This is a genomic window from Pantoea sp. EKM21T (genome assembly GCF_011800405.1).
Taxonomy (GTDB): Bacteria; Pseudomonadota; Gammaproteobacteria; order Enterobacterales; family Enterobacteriaceae; genus Pantoea; species Pantoea agglomerans.
Map to the genome: position 1 here is coordinate 151108 of NZ_JAALFV010000010.1, position 22800 is coordinate 173907.

The window sequence follows — 22800 nt, forward strand, 5'->3', positions numbered from 1 at the left end:
GGTGTTATGCGTAAACATAATCTGAAGTTGTTGCTGTTCATCTGTTCCATCGCCTCATTGAGCGGGGTGATCCTCGGTTATGACGCCTCAGTGATTTCCGGCGTTATTGAGCCATTAACGGAACACCTTGCGCTAACGCCGTGGCAAAGTGGATGGGCTGTTTCAAATGTCATTCTCGGCTGTATCGTCGGCGCTGGCTGTGTCGGCGCGATCTCAGATCGGATCGGGCGTAAACCTACACTGGTGATCACCGCGCTGTTGTTTGCCGTGTCTGCGGTGGGTTCTGCGCTGGCAGATTCACTAACCGGGTTTGTGATTTACCGGCTGGTGGGTGGCCTGGCGGTCGGGATGGCGTCGGCAATTACGCCGCTCTATATCGCAGAGGTCTCACCTAAGGACTGGCGAGGGCGCATGCTTGGGCTGCAGCAGATGCTGATGGTTGGCGGTCAGGTCACGGTCTATGTGGTGAATTACCTGATTGCACGCGGTATGCCCCATGCCTGGATAGTCAGTGAAGGCTGGCGCTGGATGCTGGCGTCGGGTGTGGTGCCTTGCCTGCTGTTTCTGGCACTGGTGCCCTTTATGCCGGAATCACCACGCTGGCTGGCGTTAAACGGCAAGCGTGAACGCGCGCTGGCAGTGCTGACCCGGCTTTCGACGCCTGAACATGCGCGGCGTCTGCTGGCAGAAATAAGTGCGCCGGACGCGGATTCTGTTACCCGTCAGCAGGGAACCCGTCTGCTCCGCGACGCCAGAATGCGTTACATCCTGTTGATCGGCTGCGCGATTGCAATTCTGCAGCAGGTTTCGGGCATCAACATCCTGCTGTATTACGCACCGTCGCTGCTGCAGAACATCTCACCGGATACACAGACCTCCCTCTATCACAGCATTTTCCTCGGACTGGCGCTGCTGGTCGGAGTAGCGTTTTGTCTGAACGCAGTGGATCGCTGGGGACGGACGCGTCTGCTGCGCTGGGGAGCGCTGGGTTGCGCTGTCAGCCTGTTGATTACCGCCTGGGCCTTTATAGCGCAGATCGGTGGCCTGCTGCCGGTTGTGGGCCTGGTGGCGTTCGTACTGATTTTTGGTATGTCATGGAGTCTGGGTGCCTGGCTACTGATCTCTGAAATATTTCCCAACCGGATTCGTGCCGTCGCGATGGGCTACGCCTTTTCTTCGATGTATCTCGCCAATTTCATCGTTACTCAGACTTTCCCGATGATGAACCGTAGCCGTTTGCTGATGGATCACTTCCATGGTGCTTTTCCACTGATGCTCTGCGCCGCTGGCTGCCTGGTGGCCTTCTGGTTTGTAAAACGTTTTCTGCCTGAAACCCGAGGCATCTCACTGGAGCACATCGAGCCGCTGATGCTTTCAAAATCCCGTCGTTTTGCCGCCAAAGCGCAGGCGACATCCGGACACCCTATTCAGCCTGACTGGGCTGACAACAAAAAACAGGAGCAGTTATGAACCTTAAAACAGTACGAGTGGGATTGATCGGTGCTGGCCGCATGGGCAGTTTTCATGCAGAGAATCTGGCGCTGCGGGTGCCTGGGGCACGGCTGACAGCGGTCGCCGACCTGCAACCCGGCGCAGCGCAGAAACTGGCAGACCGGCTGGGGGTGGAGAAAGCCTATACCGATATCCAGGCGTTACTCAATGACAGCGAAATCGATGCCGTTGCTATTGCTACGCCGGCTCGCACTCACGCCGAACTGGTGATCGCTGCAGCCCGGGCTGGCAAGCACGTGTTTTGCGAAAAACCGATGGCGGTAACGCTGGATGAGGCAGATCGGGCGATCGCGGCCGCACAGGATGCGGGCGTTGTGTTGCAGGTCGGCTTCAATCGTCGATTCAATGCAGGCTTCGCCGCAGCTATTGAAGCTGTCAGAGCAGGCACCAATGGCACCACCCAGCTAAGCCGTTCGGTGACACGCGACCCTGGCCTGCGCGATCCGGCCCCGATCCCGCAGTGGACCATCTTCCTTGAAACCTTAATCCATGACTTCGACACCCTTCTGCACTTCAATCCGGGTTCCCGGCCGGTTGAGGTCTATGCGCTGGCTGATGCGCTGGTGCGTCCCGATTTTAAAGATAAGGGATTACTTGATACCGCGGTGGTGACCATCCGCTTTGATAACGGTGCCATTGCCACTGCGGAAGCCAACTTCCAGGCAGTTTACGGTTATGACGTTCGCGGTGAGGTGTTTGGCAGTAAAGGTATGCTGCAGGCGGGCAACATCAATCAGGACAACTGTGTGCGTTATCACGCCGAGGGTATTGCCATCGCAACGTCTCGAATGGATACCGATCTGCTGCGTGAGGCCTATGTTGCTGAAATGGCAGAATTCGCCCGCGCGATTCTGCACGGTGACACGCCGCGCGCTACTGGCACTGATGCGCGTAACGCGCTGGAAATTGCGCTGGCCTGTATTGAATCGGTGCAGCAACGCAAACCCATTCTGTTGGGAGAACGCTAATGGCCGGTTATCAGCTTTCAGTCTGTGCGGAGATGGTGTTTCTCGAACTGCCTTTTATCGCGCGTGTTGAGCGGATTCATGCGCTGGGATTTGGCGTGGAGATCTGGAACTGGGCCAACAAAGATATCGACGCGTTGGTGGCGACAGGTGCGCGTTTTACCTCCATGACCGGCTACCTCAACGGTAACCTGACTGATGATGATGAGATTGCAGAGTTGCTGCATAGCGCAGAAACCTCACTGGCGATTGCAGATCGTCTGAACTGCCCGAGCCTGAATCTGCATGGCACCGGGCTGGATGCTCACGGCCAGGCGGTTCGTCCGGTTGAGGTGGTTACCGGTGAGATGTGGCTTAAAGCGGCCGACACCCTGCGGCGTGTCGCTGCGCTCGGCGAGCAGGCCGGGCGGGTATTTACTCTCGAAAACCTGAATCTGGCAGTTGATCATCCGGGTACGCCGTTCGCACGGGCTGCCGATACGCTGGCGCTGGTCGAAGCGGTCAACAGCCCGGCACTGAAGATGAATCTGGACCTCTATCACGCCCAGATTGGAGAGGGCAACCTGATAGAGCTGATACGACGCTGCGGCCCCGCTATCGGTGAAATCCAGGTGGCTGATGTGCCGGGGCGCATGCAGCCTGGCACCGGGGAAATTAACTATCGCGCCATTGCCCGTGCGCTGGAGCAGGTCGGCTATTGCGGCGTCGTTGCGCTGGAGGGCTGGGCCGAAGGCGACAGCGAAACAGCCCTGGCACAGTTCCGCGATCACTTTACGTTGTGAGCTCTGCCGCCGGGTATTTGCCTGTTGCCCGGCGGTTCTATCAATAATAAACCCTACAGGATTACGCGATGAAAACCAAAATGTTAGCACTGCTGCTCAGCCTGATGATCAGCGTTACCGCCTGGGCTAAAACACCTAAAATCGGTGTCGCACTGGCTAATTTCGATCTTAACTTCGTATCGATTCTGCGGACGCAGATGGTGGGTGAGATAAAAGCGCTGAAAATGGATGGGCAGTTCGTCGATGCCAAAGGGGATGTAGCTCTTCAGGTACAGCAGGTTGAAGACTTTATCAATCAGGGCGTGGATGCCATTATTCTCAACCCGGTCGATACACAGGGCGTACTGCCGATGGTGAAAGCGGCAGAAGCGGCGGGCATTCCGCTGGTGTTTGTTAACCGTAAACCGGAAGTGAAATTACCGTCCAGCATGGCCTATGTCGGTTCTGACTCTGCCCTGGGGGGTGAGATGCAGATGGAAGCGCTGGCAAAACAGATGAACTATCGGGGCAATGTCGCCATTTTAATGGGCGCATTATCAAATGAAGAAGCGCGGGAACGGACGCGTGCTGTTGAAGCGGTGATCGCTAAATATAAGCAAATGGCGGTAATCGAAAAACAGACTGCACGCTGGCAGCGTAATGAAGCGGTAGACGTAGTTTCGGGCTGGCTGCTTAATCAGCGACCGATCGATGCAATCGCCGCCAATAATGATGAAATGGCTATCGGGGCGATTATGGCGCTGAATCAGGCGAAAAACAGCCACATTCTGGTTGCCGGGATCGATGGCACGCCAGATGGTCAGCAGTTCGTCAAAAATGGAAAGATGACGCTGACTATCTTCCAGGATGCGAAAGGGCAGGCGACGGGCGCTGTGAAAGTCGTGAAAGCGTTACTGGATAAACAGAAATTCGAATCACTGAACTGGATCCCCTATAAAACCATTACTCAAAGTAATTATGCGGAGTTTGCTGCCGCTAATCAGCCATAAAAATTGCCGCTAACTTTATGATTCTTCGTCGTTTCTTAAATTATTAGCCAGCTGCCGGGCAGTGACGCACTCTGCCCGGCCTGTTTTGCTGGCTAATCTGTAAAAATTTCCTTAATCGCCTGATTAACGCGTCTGTAGTGCTTCTTCATATAAGCTGAATTATACTGTCGATAAATGAGCGGAAATTCAGTGATTTCTTAATGATTTACATAATCGATGATCAGGTTTCTTACAATTCTGATGACTGCACGCTTAGCCACATTCCTACTCAGGAGTCGCTGAGCCTCAGTATTTCTTCAGGTCGGCTTTTTGAGCAGTTACTGAATTCCGGGGGAGAAATACTGGCGCGTGATACGTTGCTGACCGAGGTCTGGGATAAATATGGCCTGCGTGGATCGAATAGTAATCTGAATCAATATCTGAGTATTGTGCGCAGGGCACTCGCGGCTTATGGCTGTGAAAATCTGATTATCACCATCCCGAAAATTGGTATACGCCTGAATACCGATATTAAAATTGAACGTCAATCAGCCCCGGTCATGGGGGTGACGGAAGTTTTAACTGATGACATATCGGAAGGAAGTATAACTGAAGGGTCTGCTGAAAACGTTGTCCTGCCTGCCACTCCGCCCGGTAATCAGCTGCCAGCTACGTCCGTTAACGTCACCCGGCGATACTGGTTTGCTTCTGTTGCTCTGATAGTGCTGGGCATGGTGCTCTGGTATTTCACGGTATCGCGTCCTGACGAGCAAATTATTCCAATGAGTTCAATAAAACTTGAAGGTGGCTGCGAAGCAGTATTATTGCAGGGTCTGGATGAGGTTGAACGACAGGCATTGGGTAAGCAAATAGTGCAAATTCTAAGGGAAAATAATCAAACCTGCGATGCGGGTCACCGGATTATTTTTGATAAAAACACCTCTTTTACTACTAAGAATTTCGGAAGAACAATTCTTTCATCGTGTAAAATTAATAGCGATGGTCATATCATCTCATGCGACAATTTTTATTATCTTGACTGGAGAATGGGATGAAGCGGAGCATTGGTATTAATATTATCTTCATGCTGGCTGCGCTATTAATGGTGACTTTTGCAGGGGTTTATTACTTAACACATCAGGCCAAAGATTTTCCTTTTCGATGCTCAGCGTTTAGCCGTTACGATCTCAGTCGTAATGATGATAAACGAATTGAGTTCGCTGTTGCCCAGGATTTACGTTTTGATAAAAAGGATTCAGGCTATCTGTTGCTGAATGGGCAGGCAACGAGCAATGACGGTGTTACTATTCTTAACAGAAGGGTTGCATTAATCAATGGCGCTAAAATTTCCGATGATACTTACCGGTATCAGATCAGCAAAGTTGTCACTTCGAATACTGATACTACCCCTGATGTCATCTTTAATAAGTTGTTAGCAGAGATCACGCTGGATCCAACGCATCTGCAGTTGGATGTCGATAAGATTGATAAAAATACCTATATTATCGGTGGGCCGATCTCCTATCTCTTTACCTGCCAGCGTTACTAAGCTCTGTAAACGGCTAATTTAGCGGTGTTCAGAATGCATGAAACCGGGAAGGGTTTATCCTGCCCGGTTTTTCTTTTAACGTTATGTCGTCAGGCTTTGCTGAGGAAAAGTATCAGGGCCAGCTCTGGAAACTCTTCAGGATATTATTAAACAGCTGAATTTCTTCATCGGTCAGGGGGGCAGCCTTTGACAAAGAGAAAATTAATACATCCTCCAGGTTTAAGGTGAAAATCGCCTGCTTTTGATAAAGCCGGATATTATCCGGGCGCAGAAAATCATAAGTAATCATGATGCCTGTGCTCAGATTATCGCCCAACACCACGGGTTGATTTGCCTGCTGCTGCCAGTCTTTCATTTGTCTCTGCAGAATAGCAAGCTGACTGCTGATATATTCTTCTGGATTGTTGTGATTGGCCAGTTTATCACGAGAAATAGTGACGGGTGGCATCGCTGAACGGGGATCCGCCAGCGTGTTCAGGGTTCGCTCGCAGTAGCCTTCCGGTAAAGTAATCATACCTTCGCTAAACCGGCAAATATTTTTATCCATGTGTAATCTCCATTTCTTTAGTTTTTTCTGTCTGGCCAAATAACTGCTCTGCGGTAACTTCACTGAGCGTACCGTTATTTAACAGGACGATTTTATCTGCACTTCTTATGGTTTCCGGGCGATGTGCAATCATGATTCGGGTGATTTTCATTTGCTTTATTGCATTGTTGATCTGTGCTTCGTTATAGATATCCAGATGACTGGTTGCTTCGTCCAGTACCAGTATTTTTGGTTCGCGGTAGAGGGCGCGAGCTAGCAGAATACGCTGCAGCTGCCCGCCAGAGAGAAACGATCCCATATCACCGACAAGGCTTTGATAGTTCATCGGCATTTTCATGATATCGCCGTGAATTTGCGCCAGGCGTGCTACACGGGTAATTTTTGCGTGGTCAGGATTATTATCAAAGAAGCTAATATTTTCACTGATCGAGCCTGAGAACAGGATGTCATCCTGCATAACACAGCCGATGCGGTTACGATGGTGTTCAAGTCCTGTCTGGGTAATGTCCATTCCGCCCACGGTGATTGTTCCACCTTCCGGGTGCAGCAGACCCAGAATGATTTTGGCCATGGTGGTCTTTCCCTGACCTGAAGGGCCGACAATCGCAACGCTTTCGCCAGCCTTAATTTCCAGACTGGCACCATTTACTACCCAGGGTTCGGTAGGTGCATAGCGGAAGCGGATATCCGTTAGTTTGATATCCTGCGACGTTTCTGTCTCATCATGCGTATCTTTACTCACCAGTACCGGACTGGCTTCTGAGCTGACTTCAGTTTCTGACAACACGATATCGGCCAGTCGTTCACCATGCATACGCAGCATTCTGAAGTCGATTACGGCGTTGATCAGACCTGCACCGCGGCTCATAAACTGATCGGAGAAGCTAATAAAGGCGGTAAGCATACCTGCAGAGAAGTTGCCATCCAGTACCTGCAGCGCAGCCAGCCAGACCAGTACGACCCTGCCTACAGAAGTGAGCAATCCCTGGGCGGAACCAAACAAAATGTTAAGCTTCTGAATCACAATGCCTTTGTTGGTCGTATCCACCAGGAAATTCATATAGGCGGAGAGACGAGGCACCTGCTTGTTATTGGTTTTTACTGCCTGGATACCGCGAAGCGTTTCCAGTAATGAAGATTGCGTGCGGGCTGAACTGATGATTTGCTCTTCATTGGCGCGGCGAACAGGATCATAAGCCATGAAGCGTAACAGTGCATAGGCGACAAAAAGGCCAATTACCAGCCAGGCAAGCTTAGCGTTATAGATAAACAGCATCACTACTGTCACGATCGACATTACCCCATCCAGCACAGTACTAATGAAGCGGCTGGTCAGCGTACTTTGGATGGTGTTTAGCGAGCCATAGCGGGACAGAATGTCACCAACGTGACGGGATTCGAACCATTCAAGTGGCAGCTTTAACATATGGTGACAGACATTGACCGTCCACTGCACGCTGAGCTGGCTTGAGAACCAGCTCATCACCCATGAGCGCAGCGCTGTAATCATGGTCTGAAACAACGCAATCATGATAAAGCCGATCCCGAGCAAGGAGAGTAGCGAGTAATCTGCGGAGACCAGCACCATATCCATCACCCACTGCATAAAGAAGGGGGAGAGTACGCCGAAAAGCTCCAGAGCGATGGACAGGATAAGCACCTGGGCAAAGGCAGATTTCACCCCTGTCACACTGCCCACCAGCTTCATCATCGAGATGCTTTCTTTTTCTTTTTTGACCTCAAAAGTGGAGGAGGGAACCAGCTCCAGTGCAACGCCGGTGAACGCCGGTGATGCTTCTTTAAATGTCAGTTCCCGAATGCCGCGTGCAGGATCGTGAAGCGTGATCTTATTGCCACGCACTTTTTTTAGCACAACGAAATGGTTCAATTCCCAGTGCAGAATGCAGGGCATGCGTAATTTAGACAGCTCTTCCATATCAACGCGTAACGCACGGGAACTCATATTGAGTTGTTGTGCCATGGCAATGACATCACTAAGAGTTGCACCCTTAAGCGACGTTGCGAACCTGCGACGCAGGGTGATCATGTCGATTTCATGACCGTGATAATTGGCAATCATCCCCAGACAAGCAAGACCACATTCCGTCGCCTGTGACTGACGAATCATCGGCAGGCGGTTAAACCATTTAAAATTGAGTTTCTCTAATAACAACACAGAACAGACCTTTTAATCAGAGAGAGATTTTGTGTCCAAGCGCAAAAATTGGCTCCAGCACCCATTCATAAAGACGACGTTTGTCGACGATAAAATCGGCATCCAGCGCCATACCCGGCTTGAGTTTTTCATTCTGCGCATAAGCAGTAATTGATTGTTTGTCCAGGGAGACCAGCACGCGGTACTGCTGTTCCTGAATATTGTTTTTGCCGGTTAACGTAGTGACTTCCTGAGGAGACAGAGCGGTGCGTGAAACCTCGATAACTTTTCCATACTGTTGACCAAACTTTTGATAAGGAAACGCTTTATAGCGCAGCACCACCCGCTGTCCCGGTTGGATAAAACCAATGGACTGCGTGTTTACCATGATGCGGGCGACCAGTTCAGTATTGCTTGGCAAAACTGCTATGGCTGACTGACCGGCGGTGAGCATCTGTCCATTTTTGACCATAATCATGCCGACATACCCGCTTTTAGGCGCACGTAATTCAAACGAGCGGCGCGCTTCATTTTCAGCCATCGACTGACGGTTATCAGCCAATTGGCGCTCGATATCGTTACGCTTTTTCTCGTCATCCAGCGGTTTTTCATGCAGCTGTTGCTCGGTCTGAACAATTTTTTGCGAGATGTCCAACAGCTGACGTTGATATTCCTGGTAGCGCGCCTGGCTATCGAGCAGATTAGACTCCTGCTCTTCCATCTGACGGCTTGAGGCATACCCTTCGTTGTGCATGGCTTCCAGCTTGTCCAACTGCATTTTCGCCAGGGAAACCTGTTTCCGACGGTGTGTCAGTTGCAGCTTCAACTGCTCCTGCTGCAGTTTCAGACTGGCGATAGCGTCGGTCAGGCCCTTCATTTCAACCTGATGAAGCTTTTCAAGCGTCACCAGATCCTGCTGAAGCCTTTCACGCTGGCCTTTCAGATTCTCGGCAATAACCTGACGAGTCTGACCTAACTGTGTTGAAACCTCTGATGACAACACCATAAGCACATCGTCTTTTTCAACATGCTGGCCCTCTTTTACCGGAATATCGACCACCGTAGCGCTTACGGGGGGCGGAATGATCAGCATGCCATTTTTAGGCAGCAGTTCTCCGGTAGAGGATTCATATTTTGTATAACTGCCAAATATAAAAAACAGCGCTGTCGCGGCAGTGATCAGCACTACAACGGAAATAACTAACCAGCGATAAGGTGGGCAATAGAGTGCCACAATGCCCAGGTTTCCACGGTTGGCTGCATCAAGTGCCTCCTGACGGAATAGTGACTGTTCCATTTATATAATCATCATGAGTAAGGGATTAACGGCACTGAAAAAAATTCAGCATGTCGATTGATAGTGATCCGGTACTTTGTGCCAGATTAATGAGGGCGTTCAGGTAATTGAAGCGAGCTTCAGCCTGATCTTTAAGCGCACTAAAATATTTTTGCTGGGCATCAAGCTCATCATTTACCGTACGGAAACCCATTTCCCGGCCATATTGAACAGACACCACTTTTTCGCGTGAAGACTCGACGGCATTTTTCTGCGCGTTGATTAACGCTTTTCCATTCGTAAGACTAAGCCATGCTGAACGTGTATCTGTAGCCGCTTTGCGTTGTGCTTCCATGGTGGAATATTTCGCTGCCTGACGGCGATAGGCTGCTTCATAAGATTGTGAAATCTGGCTGCCACCCGCGAATAATGGAATAGAAACGTTAACGCCATACTGCAGATTATTACTTTTAGAGTTAGTGCCAAAAATAGCATCATAAAGTAAATTATCGTCGTTATCGTTACGGCTCCAGTTTTTGCCATATCTGGCGTAAAGTGACACGACAGGCATATGTGCGCCATCTGCAGCCAATACATCAGCATCGGCCTGATCATTCTGAAACAGGGCAATTTTGATTTCAGTGTTACGTTGCTGGCTGGCATTAATCGCATCAGTTAAAGAAGCGTAGGGCGAAGCGTTAAGGCACTGAAAGTTTACCGGCTCGACAGTGTCCGGGCTGACACCCGATAAGCGACGAAATGCTTCTCCAGCCAGCAATAACTGACTACTCGCCTCTATTTCTTTGGCCTGAGCAAGAGCGTAATTGGCCTTAGCTTCATCCAGCTCTGTACGAGTGTTTTGTCCATTCAGAATACCGGCCTGCAGTTTTTGCTGCTGTTGTTTGAAGTTGTGACTGGCAGCTTTCGCAGCCTGTAAAACTTCCTGCTGATAGAGCACCGAAAAGTAGGCATTACTGATCGCATTTAATAACTTTTCTTCAGCTTTTTTTGACTGGGCTTCAGCGGTATTGGCAATAGCAACGCCTTTACGCCAGCCAGCATATTTACTCATATCAAACAGGGGTTGTCTGACACTGAGATCGTAACTGTGATTTGTTACACCACTTTGATATTTTTTATCCGGCTGTTCCTGACGATCCCAGTTTCCTTCGAGCGTCAATGTGGGCAACATTCCGGCCATACCCTGCCAGTATTTTTGCTGATCGGCTTCACTGGTCATCTGGCTGGATTGCAATGCAGAGTCATAGGTTAATGCGGCTCGGGCAGCCTGTTGTAAGCTGGTCGCATAAGATCCAAATGGCACGCAGGACAGTAAAATAAATGCAATTTTAAAATTATAAAATTTCATGATGCTCGCTGTTTCTTAAAAATTAAGCCCGAAATTAAATGAGTTGCTGGGCAAAGACATATTTAATCAAATCAGTATTAGACTGCAGCTGAAGTTTACGCATGGCGTTATATTTCTGCGTTGCAACCGTACTGATACTACGTTTACGTGCTTTAGCTATCTCCATTAAACTGTACCCGATAGCAAAAAGTCTGATTACTTCAACTTCTGCGGGTGATAAAAGAGTCTGTGCGGGCTCCTCTGAAGCAGAATGCGCCAGATCTTTCATCTTTTCTGAATAAAATATTTCAGAATTCGATGAGCAAACCCAGTGCAAAGCTTCTACCAGATCCCGTATATCATCACGTTTGCTCACTATTGCATTTACCGGAATTTGCAATATTCTTTTCAAAATGGCCGGGCTATTCTGTGCCGTAAAGATAATGATTTTAAGGTTAGCATTATGGTTGTAAATTTCTTCTAGCTTTCTAACGCCGTTCAAATCATTACGTTCAAAGTTAAAGCAAAAATCAGTAATTAATATATCAGGAGGATCGCTATTCAGTTTTACAAAAAGATTTTCTGCTTCTACCGGGTATGCTGCAATGTCCAGGTTGTGAAATCCGGTTGAGAGTATTTTTTGTATTGAATAAAAAATAAAAGGACTCTCATCAGAGACACCAACTTTAAACCTCCTTCCTTTTAATGGCCTATCCACTGATAAAATCCTTTCTCAGTTTATAAAGTCTGGTAAAGGGCTCCGAAGAGCCCATATGGTTACTGATAACTAATGGTATAGGTAGCAACTGCGTTAGCACTACCAGGGGTTATTGTGGCAGCAGTCTGGTAATAACGTGCATATAAGGGCACTGTTATCAATGCTGACGACAGTGGATAAGCTGCAACTCTGTATGGTGCTGCCAGTGCAACAGGTTGCTGACTTTCATTCAGAATCTGAACACCCACTCCGCTGGCAGTTGAGGTCGAGTTCAGAGAAACTACGCCGACATCCGATAGCCCATCAGCCGCATCCCCATCCAACTGCATCATAACGTCAAAGGTACCTGAAAGAAGTGCCTCACAGTTAAGCTGAAGATTAAAAGCGGTAGATGGGCTGGTTTGTCCAATACCGGAACCCAACCCACTGCTGGTATTCGCTGTGTAACTCCCTAATGACACCCTCGGGTTAACATCGCCTGCTGCTGAGCAGGTTTGATCCCTCACAGTGATGCCGCTTTTAATATATCTGACATAAAGTTTCAGGTCATTTCCTGGTACCAATGAGCCTACATCAAATACGTTGACATAGTCCGGAAGCAAATTGGGGCCAGCCATCGAGTTTGACGTCCGCACAATCTGAAAAGGCACATTCAATGTGACATCAGTATAAGCACCGACTGTACCGCCACTGGTTAACGCGTAAGTAGCGATCTTGTTGCCGGTAGGAATATTGGCAGCGTCGGTGGACATTTCACCACCGTAACCGGTATAAATGGTTAAGCCATAACCGAGTGCATCTTCAGCAATTGTTTTACGCTTTAAGTACACTTCTCCCGTTAAACCATCAAAAAACTGTTGCAGATTATCCAGGGCACATTTGAACGTGACTGTTAAATTGCCACTATAAACGACCGTGCCCACCGGAACAGCTGCCGAAATATTTATCCCCAGTGAGCGGAAATCTAATACCGCATCAGAAAGAGATTTTTTGCACGTCAGTGTGACATCATCTGCCGCGTTCGCATTAATTGGTGCTAGCATGACGAAACCAGATACCATAATCATGATGCTGACTATTCTGGTCAGTGTCCTTCTAAAGTTAATAAACATCATAATGTCACCCGATTAACCCTGATTATCTTTGTTCATTTCGCCGTTAGACACGTAGCGAACAGGTTTTGATTGATCGCTGCTGCATGTTGTTGTGAGCCTTGCAAGGGTGTTGTTTTCACTGGAATTAACAATACCGGACTCCAGGTTAACCAGACACTTATCACTGGCTGCTTTACCCCAGGAAATATGCAGGCGGCTGATATCTTTATTTAACCTCACATAAATCTGACCACCCTGTGAAACAGTGGTGATAAGGTTACCGTCTTCATCATTAACCGTTGCACCAAATGGCAAGGCATTTCCGTTCGGCTGATTAGCCCGAATTAACAGTGGCTTTCCTTTGCTGGTTTTATAATCAAGTCTGACGACTGCACCCTCAACAGGAATAACGCGCTGCTGAGTTGATTCAAGCTCAACATCCAGTGGAATTCCTTTTGGGTCGATGGCCAGTTCGTTTATCCGGTACGGGTTAAGGTTTGGCACAATAGCTTTGCCGCTGCCGTTTAACACAATATTGGGATATCCAAGTACACGCGCGCCCTCTGCATCTTCTGCGGTAACAACAGCATAAGTCGTAGACTGATAAGCGCTGAAATTAATGCTATCAGGTAAAGCGACTACCGCACCGCTGATACCACCCGAGGCAGAATAATAGTTTTCCCCTTTAGTATAAGACGCCGTCAGCATACTGTAGGGCGAACGGTACTGCCCACTAACTGAACCGGACTTCTCATTATCAGTATCGCGCGCTATTCCAACGTTATAGTTATATTGGTCATGTTCACCCAGAACACCATTAACTGCTGTTTGTGCATTCACACCTTGTTTATTATGTGTCGCACTTCCGGTTACATAACTTTGACTATCGCTGCCAATTGGCACCGAGAAGTCGAGTGACAGTTGAGTGTCATGCCCGCCGGTTGAATATAATAATCGGTTTGCTGATAAAGTATAGGAGACCCGACCAATTGTATTATTGTAACCCAGCTGAAATTGCGTATTCGTTCCGGCAGAATCCCAGTAATTCTGAACGAAACCAGTAAGATAGATATTCCCATATGACTCCCCAAAATTTTGGCTTGCCGTCATAGAAAAACGTTGTTTGGGGCGCGAAAGATAATTTGACGAACTGTTTTTATGATTTTTTTTATAATAGTTATTGATTTGTAATGCATTATCAAAACTGTAATAACCGGATGATGAGAAGCGGTAAGCCGCCAGAGTAAAATTCGTGTTAGTCTGAGAAACCTTCTTACTATAAGTTGCCCGATAACTTACACCTTGCTTTTTCTCATCACCATATTTTGTCTGAGCGCCAGTAATATCCAGTGAGATCGCACCAACAGGTAAACCAAATGCACCTCCCAACAGCACAGAGGTGTAGTTATCTGATCCCAGAATACCTGAGTAACCGGTGAGACTATTGCTAAAACCATGCTGAATAGTGCCCTGATAGACCGAAGGTGTATAAACCATATTGTCTTTTCGGGATACACCGCCGGTCAGACTATAAAAAGTCATGCCCGGACGTTTCAGACGCGTCATCGCTGCGTAAGGAACTGAGAAACGGGTCTCACCGCCGTCAGCTTCTTTCACGGTCACGTCTAAATCACCACCGTAGCCTGTAGGATAGAGATCGGTGATATTAAAAGGGCCTGGTGAGACCGTCGTTTCATAAATTTTGTTGCCATTTTGCGATACAGTTACCTGAGCGTTGGTTCGGGCTACGCCGCGGATTTCTGGTGCATAGCCTCGCTGAGAGTCTGGCCACATCTGGTCAACTGTAGATATTTGCGCACCACGAAAAGAAAGCGTATCGAAAATTTCGCCACTGGTATTGCCTTCACCTAATAACAGCCGTGATTTTATTTGCGGAATATCACGCTGGACATAGGTATTAATTGCATCGTAATGATGATACTCGTTGTTTTTTTGACGTTGCCAGCTGAGAGAACCATCGTGACGGAACATCCATCCGCCAAGATTAAAGCCCGCCAGCGCACGGCCATAAAATGAGTCATATGCCTGACCGTGATTTACAGAGCGATAATAGTTAGTGTTATAGGTTAGCGTAAGTGCTGTTTCACCCTTATCCCAGAATTCTGGCGCAACGTAGCCGCGCGCAGATCGCAACAGATAAATTTGCGGAATTGAGATATCCATCTGCATATCGGCAGAATTGATAGCTGCATGACTCTCTTTAACTACCTCCTCCAGCGCCATACACTGTTTACCAGAGCGCAAATCTTCAGCTTGTCCCGGGCTAAAAACTGTGTCCTTAAGTGACAAGCTTTTGACCAGATCATAGGAAAGGCACGCTTTGGTTCCCGCCCCTTCACGAATGACCTGAACATTTTCCCGACCAATCTGACGACCATTCAGGAAAATATCTAGCGTATAAGTACCAGGATCAATAGGGTTACCGGTTGCATAGCGGGCCACATCAACTTTAACGCCCGGTAAATTCTTCACAAATGATTCGTCAAAATCATACGAATTTTCTGCAAATGCGGCGCCTGTTGATGCAGTTAAAAAAAGCGCCAGAAAAGATCGGTAAAATATTTTTCCCGTTGGTTTATTATTTTTAATCATCCTTGCCATCATTATTACCCCTGATGAGTTACCAAAGTTACTGACTAATTTTGGCGTCTACATTGCGTGCAGCGCCATAATCATCCAGATATTGATAATGAAAGTTTGTTTTTATTTGATTTGCGTTCAACCCTTTTAGGGAGAAGCTTTTTGTTTCGCCTGGTGCAAGCATATCTCCCTTTTCACTGACTACTTTTCGCCCCGCGTTATCCTCGGCATTGATCTGTGAAACGTTGACGTAAAACGAAGAGTTATTGGTTGCTGTCAGCTGATTCGCTTTCTCCCCTTGATGCCAGATAAGACCCGACGCTGCTTCTGTGGCTTGCATCGCATCGAACCGGGCTGGGCGAAAGAAAATTTTGATGCGACTACGAATAGCCATTTGCAACTGATTTTGATTCGCAAGGCTTTTATCGCGAGGAGGGATGTCGAGTACGTTAAGCCAGAATACCGACTCTTTATCTTTGGGCAGGTTTGAACCGGTATAAACGATACGTAATGTCTGTCCTTTGTTAGCCTCCATACGGAAAACAGGCGGTAGCAAGACAAACGGTACGTTTATTTTATCCAGTGCTTCATCAGGATTTCCATTGTCAATCCAGGCCTGTACCAGCGCAGGTTGATTGCCATGGTTATCTAAGCGGACTGTGACTTCTTTTTCTGTTGCGGGGTAGATTACCCGGGTGCCGATAATCGTCACGCTGGCAAAAGCCGATGAGGTCACCGTAAAAGCCAGCAGACAGGAGATCAAAAATTTAAAACTTTTTTTTTTCATGATTTTGACAGAAATGATGATAGAGGAAGAGAGGTGGGAACAGATGCTCCCACCATAATCAATTACAGGTAATTGATTGAATAGTTCACAGCTGATAAGACGGTACCAGCAGTAGCTGCACCAGTTGCATAGTACTGAGCAGAATAGGTCAGAGTACCTGCACCAGCAGTCAGAGCGACAGTTTTTGGAGAGGTGGTCTGCTCAGTGCTACCCGCGTTCAACACGCCATTTCCGCTATCCAGCAGCTGCAGGTCAACATTCGTTGCAGTACCAGTATTGGTCAAACGACCATCAGCATTGACGTTGGCACCTTGTTCAAAGTAAGCGTACACGTCACCAGTCGTAGCTGAGCAATTGCTCAGCGCCATAGTGAAGCGAGTGTTACCTGCAGTCTGACCAGATGTGCTTAAAATACTACTTGCTACTTTAGGCAGTGTAACGGTTGCAGTGCTGCCGCCGCCGTTTACGCTTACAGTACAAGTCTGAGACGCAATATTTCCTGTGAAGTTAATGGTGCCATCTGAAGCTTCAGCAGCATTAACGTGAGCAGCAGCCAGCATCAGACCAAGAGCAACCATAGATAACTTTTTCATATACTTTCCTTTGTATAAAATAATTAATAACATCAATTAATGAACGATTTAATAATCGTTCACTTCCCTGGAGGATTCATTCCTCACAAGAGAATTAGAAAATCAGCAATCCAAATACGACTGCTGCTGCGACACCAACAATACCCATGCCAAAGGCAGACCCACTAACCGGGTTCGCTGCTGGAATGGAGTCTGGGCGCGTCCATTCAGTTTTCTCTACTGAGCTTGCGCCTAGCTGCTTAAAGAAATCCAGGATCACCGAAGTTAATGAACCACCGCTAACGCCTTCGATTTCTTTATTGTTCAATTCACGCATGTTGTTTCCTTAAGCTGTAATTACAGATGCATTAGGATCAAACTGGTTTTCAACGACCGCGTTAAACCAGCCTGCCGTGCTATCCCAGCCATTCATAGCACCATATAAAGCACCATCAACAAGACCAAGGACTGCGCCGACAATCAGACCTACACCGGCAGAGACAATACCAACGCCTAACACGCCACCGGTGCTTCCGCCACTCATTCCCCATTTAAGACCAAAAGAACTAATACCCGTAACGGCACCGACAACTACAGCACCAATAAAGTCAAAAAAACCTGCTCCTGAAACGTTTTGCATTTCAAAAGATGTTAACTCTCTCATCGATATCTCCATGTATCATTTGTTCAATATTATTATTTATGCCGCTTCTAGCGAACGGCGCTATTAGAATGGGTGGTCATAAAAAATGAAATAGTAAAACATCCATAATTCTTCTTTTGTTATCGTAAGCAAGGATATGGCTATTATATTTTTACATAATATTAACTGCTGTTAGTATTCTGGGATTTTTTGAGCGTACATTATTCTTATGCGTGATTTAACCATTAACAGCACTGCTTATGCCTGATGCTTAAAATTATCTGGCATCCGGAAAGCGCATGCCATGAACGCGGTTCAGTGAAACTGATTCATCTATGAATAAGCTTGTGAATAAAGTCATGAGTTAATGATTTCACTTGCCTGAATGTGAAGTCATTTGAGAAGTGGAATTAAAAAGGGAAAAATCCCATTTGCCAGTTTCTGGTGCTTTAAGCTAATTAAATTATATTTATCAGGATAAAAAACTAAATATATAAAGATAATCAATTTAAGTATCTGTTCGATGGGTGCCGTGGTTTAATTCCTTCCATGCAATGCTGCCTGACAGCGTAACTTTAGTAAGGAGCATTAACATTGATGCCAATTTGATTTGTTTCTTTTCAGCCATGCTGGAAAATTGAGAGAGGTGTTTAAATACGGGCTTTTAAAATAGCATGCTCATAACATCATCTTTCAAATGGTAATGGGAAATTCTTTTTTTAGGAAAAAAGTTATAACACTGCCTGTAAGGTGCCACAAAGTAGATTTATGTGCTAACTAAACAGCATTTAAATGGTGTAAGATCTGGTTATTGTTTCTTTTATTAGCCTGAGTGTCTTTATTTGTTTGTATTTGCGGTTTTGAATTTTGTTGGGACGGTTTTATTATAGTGGAACCGATAAAGACTATTTTTAACTGCCCGAGTTATGGAGGCGAGCTCAGGTAAGCGAGTACACCAGGCGAAAGAGAAAGAGACTATAAAAAACTGATTTTACGAATTGTTGCTAATCACTGACCAATACGTCAGTTAGATTGAGTTAATTAATATGTATAGAGTGACTGAAAATCATGAACGGATCATCGATGCATTAGCAGGATTTACGCAGATTGCTAATCCAGATGAAATTTCAAGAGGCAAGCGCCGTTATCATTTGACTAAAGATAATGTACGTCGCGTTATGTTCATTCTTGACGGCGATTTTTTACTTAAACTTAAAGGCGAGAATAAGGTTTTGAATATCTTATCCGCTCCGTTTGTTGTCGGCGTCACTCCAGCTTTAGACGAGCCGCCAGTCTATCTGGAACGAGTCGATTATGGAAAAGTCAGTTTCATTGACTATGACGTGTTCTGGCGATTGGTTTTTGAGAAAGATCTTTTTAATGACGCAATGTCTATTTTATCAGGACAGTATTCTGATCTGATGAATTACATTCAGTTACCAAAAAGTAACTCATATGATGAAGTTCTTTCTTTGATTGAAAGATGGAAAAAACTGCCGACTCATTTAAAGAAACGATTTTCAGCACTATATCTTATTGAAAATAGTTCTCATTTATCAAAAAGTTCCATTTGCAGAGTGCTCAAGGAACTAAAAGAGAAAGGCGAATTGGTACTGATTAACGGTAAGTTCACCTGAATATAATATTTGTCATCGTGAATTTTGTGATGCTGAAGGGAAAAAATGGATGTTAATGTGGTTTGTACGGATGACAATTACTTCTTCAGACTGGGCATATCAAAGGTAATTGAGGAGGCACTGCTATCTGATGCAGAAGTAAAATTTTTATCAGGTTTTGATAGTCATAACCTGCGGCAGGCTGACTTCATCCTGATCAATGTTTCGCAATGGCGTCTTTATATGTGTCAACCCGCTTATCGCGAGCGAAAGCCTGGCAGTATCATATTGGTATTTACCGATGATTTCGGAGAGAAAATTAAAAACCCGTTACCATTTTGTTATCAATCTTTGCTTGAAGTGTCAAAAAGGGATTCGGTACGTTTAATCACTGAGAAAATAACCAAGGCCTGGTTAAACACTCAGGGAAGAGTTATGGGATATCTGCCTTCAGACTGTTTACGGTGCGAATTTGCACGTATCACCGTGGTGCAACTTCAGGTGCTTAGTTTTTTGAAGAAAGGATACAGTGTAATCCAGACAGCAAAAAGGTTAGATTTGTCAGTTAAAACAATCTATGCACATAAATATAATGTGATGAGAAAGTTCGCTCTGAAAGGAGATAAAGAATTTAATGCATTTATCAATGATGTCTCGTTGCTTGAACTTTACAAAGGAGTTATCAATGTAAATGAGATTTAACGTTATCCAGAGGCGTAGGCTCACCCTTCTGCGCTGTTTAAATTTCCCATTTTTTATTTTTTAAGGAGTTGTCAGCTCCTGTTCAACATCGGATATAAGGTGTTTTAAATATAAAGGTTAAGCACCTTAAGGAGAGTTATATGGAAAATAATTCACGTTTAACATGCAAAGCATCGAATAGTCCCTTTAAATTTATGCAGGGAGCAATGCTGAGTATGGTTTTATTACTTACAGGCTACCTGTACTGCAATTATGTTGAGGCGGCGCCATCGCAGAACGCTCCTGCGCCATCGTTGTTTAAAGAGGTCAACACTGACAAGGCGCCGGAGCAGATACGCGACCCGCGTGCGCACATTATTGTCTACCGTATTGATGAAAAAAATCCTGCCGTATCAAAACGCCTAGTTAACGTATTTATTAATAATCAATACTATACGAGCGTAATGTCAGGTGATAGAGGGACTGAAATTAGTGTGTGCCCTGGCCAGAAAAAACTGGACGTCATGTTCAGCCAGCATGATTTTGTCCAGCCAGCAAAAATTGAAGTATCCACACCAGCGCTGAAATCAGGTGAGCGCTATTACTATCAGTTAGCGGTAAATGATCAGCAGAAAATCACGGCGCGTCTGGTGCCTGCAAAGGAAGCTGAATCTGTTTTAACCAGTCTCAAAGCACAATCACGTACGTTATCGCGTGTAGTAAATGAACGTTCTTGTTCTGAAGCGGGCGAGTCAAAACTATTGAATCACCCGGTGGCTTCTTCACTATTAAATTCTGACAGTAGTCATGCTCAGAGCAATGCTATGAAGATAGCTGATAAAAGCAGTAAAGCTCAGGGCGCTGCATACTCACTGCATTGATGCAATCTGGCACCATATTTTTTATTAATCAGTTCTGATAATGCCGTTCACTGACTCCAGAATCAAGAGTTGTGCTGGAAGCAATGTCAGGATTGCAGATTATCTCGTCATAAAATCACGGTTATTCGAAGTATATGAATATAGAGATTAAGGGTTTGTGAAAGCTTTATTTCTATTGAATTTAATCAATCCTCGTTAATTAAGAAGGTTGTTATGTTGAAAGTGAACTTGCGTGGTGTGAAGGGTATTATCTCTTCATACACTGTTGATACAAAATCTGAAAATCCTACAACGATCAAAGTTCCGCATCAGGGTGCATTAAATATAGAAGTGATCGATAGCGCTACAGGACATGCTCCGCAAATGGTTGTAACCAGGCGCGTTGGCAATAATCTGCAGCTTTTCTTTAGCCAGGATGATTCTCAGCATCCTGATATTGTGCTGGAAGATTATTATGATAATGAAAACGTTCATCTGATTGGGCTGGGCGAAAACGGTCAATTTTATGAATATGTGCCGACTTCCGGCGATGTGGCTGAATACCCGCCAGCTTTAACTGAAGGTCAGAGCGGTGAACAGGTATTAGGTGGTGAAGGATATGCCAGTGCCGATCCGCTGACTGCCAGTGACAACAATTTTGGTTGGTTGCCCTTTATGCTGCTGGGCGGCGCGGCAGGCGGCGTTGCTATTGGTGCGTCCGGGCGTGGTAGCAGTGGCCATGACTCTTCCGCTAAGAGTGTATCGGTGACACTTGATCCTGTTGCGGACAGTGATAATGATGGTCGTCCAGAGTTTTCCGGAACATCGAATAGCCCTGACTCACAGGTTGTCATTCAACTGCCTGATGGCACCCAGATCACGACCCAGACGGACAGTGAAGGTAACTGGTATGTGGAAGCACCGACTTCACAACCAAATGGCACCGTCACTGTTACGGTAACTGATAGTGCGGGCAATAGCGGTAGCCTGACTGAAGAGTTTACTGACACCTCTTCGCCAGAAGCGGCGGTTATAAATAGCAATGATGATGAACAAATCTCAGGTAAAGCAGAACCTGGTTCAACTGTGGTTATTTCCGATGGCAGTACCGGTGAAACCACCACGGTTGTAGTTGATGAAAATGGTGACTGGAGTATCCAGCCTAACCCTGTCCATGAAGGGGATACCGACGTAACTATCGTGGTTGTCGATCCTGCGGGTAATGTCTCTCCGCCGTCCAACGGTTCCCGACCGGACATAACTCCTCCAGATAACATCAACTCCGGCATTGTCAGTGACTCAGTCACCCTGACGGACGACGTCGGTGCGATCACCGGCGAGATTGCCAGCGGCTCGGTCACCGACGACGCGCGGCCGACCCTTTCCGGCGACGCAACCGCCGACATCGATCACGTCAACATCTATGACAACGGCGAGCTCGTCGGCAGCGCAGCGGTGGACGCGGACGGCAAGTGGAGCTGGACGCCGGAGCAGGATATGGCGGACGGCACCTCTCACGACCTGACGGTTGCGGCGGTGGATGCGGCGGGCAACGAAGGCCCGCAGGCAGACGGCGACTGGAGCTTTACCGTTGACACCAGCACGGCGGCTCCGGAAATCACGAACAACACCGAGGACGAGCTGGCCGGTAACGCCGAGCCGGGCGCGGTGATCGTGATCACCGATCCGGTCAGCGACAGCGTGACCAGCACGGTGGCGGACGCGGACGGTCACTGGAGCATCCAGCCGAATCCGGCGGGCGTGGACGCCAAAGACGTCGTGGTGGAAGCCACCGACGAGGCGGGCAACAGCAACAGCGTTGTGATCGACGGCCCCGGCGACAGCACGCCGCCGGATAACCAGACCTCGGGCCTGGTCATCGACAGCATCACCCTGACGGACGACGTCGGTGCGATCACCGGCGAGATTGCCAGCGGCTCGGTCACCGATGACGCGCGGCCGACCCTTTCCGGCGACGCAACCGCCGACATCGATCACGTCAATATCTATGACAACGGCGAGCTCGTCGGCAGCGCAGCGGTGGACGCGGACGGCAAGTGGAGCTGGACGCCGGAGCAGGATATGGCGGACGGCACCTCTCACGACCTGACGGTTGCGGCGGTGGA

At 47.2% G+C, this 22800-nt stretch carries 21 protein-coding genes; 10 read left to right on the forward strand and 11 right to left on the reverse strand.

Going from position 1 to position 22800, the window contains the following annotated elements; all coding sequences use genetic code 11:
- The first annotated feature begins 6 nt into the window (after positions 1-6).
- The 6 genes from HFD87_RS19270 to HFD87_RS19295 all read left to right on the forward strand — a co-directional run bounded on the left by HFD87_RS19270 (position 7) and on the right by HFD87_RS19295 (position 5776).
- Positions 7-1470: a sugar porter family MFS transporter gene (locus tag HFD87_RS19270; protein ID WP_167423813.1), complete on the forward strand. Its 1464-nt coding sequence runs from the start codon at positions 7-9 to the stop codon at positions 1468-1470.
- Positions 1467-2480: a Gfo/Idh/MocA family oxidoreductase gene (locus HFD87_RS19275; protein WP_052271910.1), complete on the forward strand. Its 1014-nt coding sequence runs from the start codon at positions 1467-1469 to the stop codon at positions 2478-2480. Before HFD87_RS19270 ends, HFD87_RS19275 begins: the two co-directional genes overlap by 4 nt.
- Complete coding sequence (locus tag HFD87_RS19280; protein ID WP_010256807.1) at positions 2480-3259, forward strand: TIM barrel protein; 780 nt, start codon at positions 2480-2482, stop codon at positions 3257-3259. The genes HFD87_RS19275 and HFD87_RS19280 overlap by 1 nt, the downstream gene beginning before the upstream one ends.
- Positions 3260-3327: 68 nt before the next feature.
- Complete coding sequence (locus HFD87_RS19285) at positions 3328-4248, forward strand: substrate-binding domain-containing protein (protein WP_167423814.1); 921 nt, start codon at positions 3328-3330, stop codon at positions 4246-4248.
- Positions 4249-4448: 200 nt separating this feature from the next.
- The gene (locus tag HFD87_RS19290; RefSeq protein WP_010256802.1) at positions 4449-5282 is read left to right on the forward strand and encodes a winged helix-turn-helix domain-containing protein; all 834 of its coding nucleotides are present in this window, start codon (positions 4449-4451) and stop codon (positions 5280-5282) included.
- A complete protein-coding gene (locus HFD87_RS19295) occupies positions 5279-5776 on the forward strand; it encodes a FidL-like protein (RefSeq protein WP_022624196.1) in 498 nt (165 codons plus the stop codon). The genes HFD87_RS19290 and HFD87_RS19295 overlap by 4 nt, the downstream gene beginning before the upstream one ends.
- A gap of 112 nt (positions 5777-5888) precedes the next feature.
- On the opposite strand, the gene HFD87_RS19300 is transcribed toward HFD87_RS19295, so the two are convergent.
- From HFD87_RS19300 to HFD87_RS19350, 11 genes are all read right to left on the reverse strand, one after another.
- Complete coding sequence (locus HFD87_RS19300; RefSeq protein WP_010256796.1) at positions 5889-6323, reverse strand: DcrB-related protein; 435 nt, start codon at positions 6321-6323, stop codon at positions 5889-5891.
- On the reverse strand, positions 6316-8499 hold the full coding sequence (locus tag HFD87_RS19305; RefSeq protein WP_072123950.1) for a peptidase domain-containing ABC transporter: 2184 nt from the start codon (positions 8497-8499) through the stop codon (positions 6316-6318). Before HFD87_RS19305 ends, HFD87_RS19300 begins: the two co-directional genes overlap by 8 nt.
- Positions 8500-8515: 16 nt before the next feature.
- Entirely contained in the window at positions 8516-9775 is a 1260-nt protein-coding gene (locus HFD87_RS19310; RefSeq protein ID WP_010256789.1) for an HlyD family secretion protein, read from the reverse strand.
- A gap of 25 nt (positions 9776-9800) precedes the next feature.
- Positions 9801-11123, reverse strand: coding sequence for a TolC family outer membrane protein (locus tag HFD87_RS19315; protein ID WP_167423815.1), 1323 nt, complete (start codon positions 11121-11123; stop codon positions 9801-9803).
- Between the two features lie 34 nt (positions 11124-11157).
- Entirely contained in the window at positions 11158-11820 is a 663-nt protein-coding gene (locus tag HFD87_RS19320; RefSeq protein WP_010256781.1) for a response regulator transcription factor, read from the reverse strand.
- A 59-nt stretch (positions 11821-11879) separates the two neighbouring features.
- Positions 11880-12935 carry a fimbrial protein gene (locus HFD87_RS19325; protein ID WP_010256778.1) on the reverse strand — a complete coding sequence of 352 codons (1056 nt, stop codon included), beginning with the start codon at positions 12933-12935 and terminating at the stop codon, positions 11880-11882.
- A 12-nt stretch (positions 12936-12947) separates the two neighbouring features.
- Entirely contained in the window at positions 12948-15539 is a 2592-nt protein-coding gene (locus HFD87_RS19330) for a fimbria/pilus outer membrane usher protein (protein WP_167423816.1), read from the reverse strand.
- A 25-nt stretch (positions 15540-15564) separates the two neighbouring features.
- Positions 15565-16302 (reverse strand): molecular chaperone, encoded by a 738-nt coding sequence (locus HFD87_RS19335; protein WP_033759838.1) that lies wholly within the window; start codon positions 16300-16302, stop codon positions 15565-15567.
- A gap of 62 nt (positions 16303-16364) precedes the next feature.
- On the reverse strand, positions 16365-16895 hold the full coding sequence (locus HFD87_RS19340; protein ID WP_010256772.1) for a fimbrial protein: 531 nt from the start codon (positions 16893-16895) through the stop codon (positions 16365-16367).
- Between the two features lie 94 nt (positions 16896-16989).
- Positions 16990-17211: a hypothetical protein gene (locus tag HFD87_RS19345; RefSeq protein WP_122889924.1), complete on the reverse strand. Its 222-nt coding sequence runs from the start codon at positions 17209-17211 to the stop codon at positions 16990-16992.
- A 9-nt stretch (positions 17212-17220) separates the two neighbouring features.
- Positions 17221-17538 (reverse strand): hypothetical protein, encoded by a 318-nt coding sequence (locus HFD87_RS19350; RefSeq protein WP_010256762.1) that lies wholly within the window; start codon positions 17536-17538, stop codon positions 17221-17223.
- A 1025-nt stretch (positions 17539-18563) separates the two neighbouring features.
- Here HFD87_RS19350 and HFD87_RS19355 point away from each other — a divergent pair.
- The 4 genes from HFD87_RS19355 to HFD87_RS19370 form a co-directional block, all read left to right on the forward strand.
- Positions 18564-19154, forward strand: a complete 591-nt coding sequence (locus tag HFD87_RS19355) for a helix-turn-helix domain-containing protein (protein ID WP_010256759.1) — start codon at positions 18564-18566, stop codon at positions 19152-19154.
- 45 nt (positions 19155-19199) lie between these two features.
- Positions 19200-19835, forward strand: coding sequence for a LuxR family transcriptional regulator (locus HFD87_RS19360; protein ID WP_010256756.1), 636 nt, complete (start codon positions 19200-19202; stop codon positions 19833-19835).
- A 140-nt stretch (positions 19836-19975) separates the two neighbouring features.
- On the forward strand, positions 19976-20695 hold the full coding sequence (locus HFD87_RS19365) for a hypothetical protein (RefSeq protein WP_167423817.1): 720 nt from the start codon (positions 19976-19978) through the stop codon (positions 20693-20695).
- A 363-nt stretch (positions 20696-21058) separates the two neighbouring features.
- The coding region (locus tag HFD87_RS19370) for an Ig-like domain-containing protein (RefSeq protein ID WP_243207492.1) at positions 21059-22800 on the forward strand (1742 nt) is incomplete at its 3' end.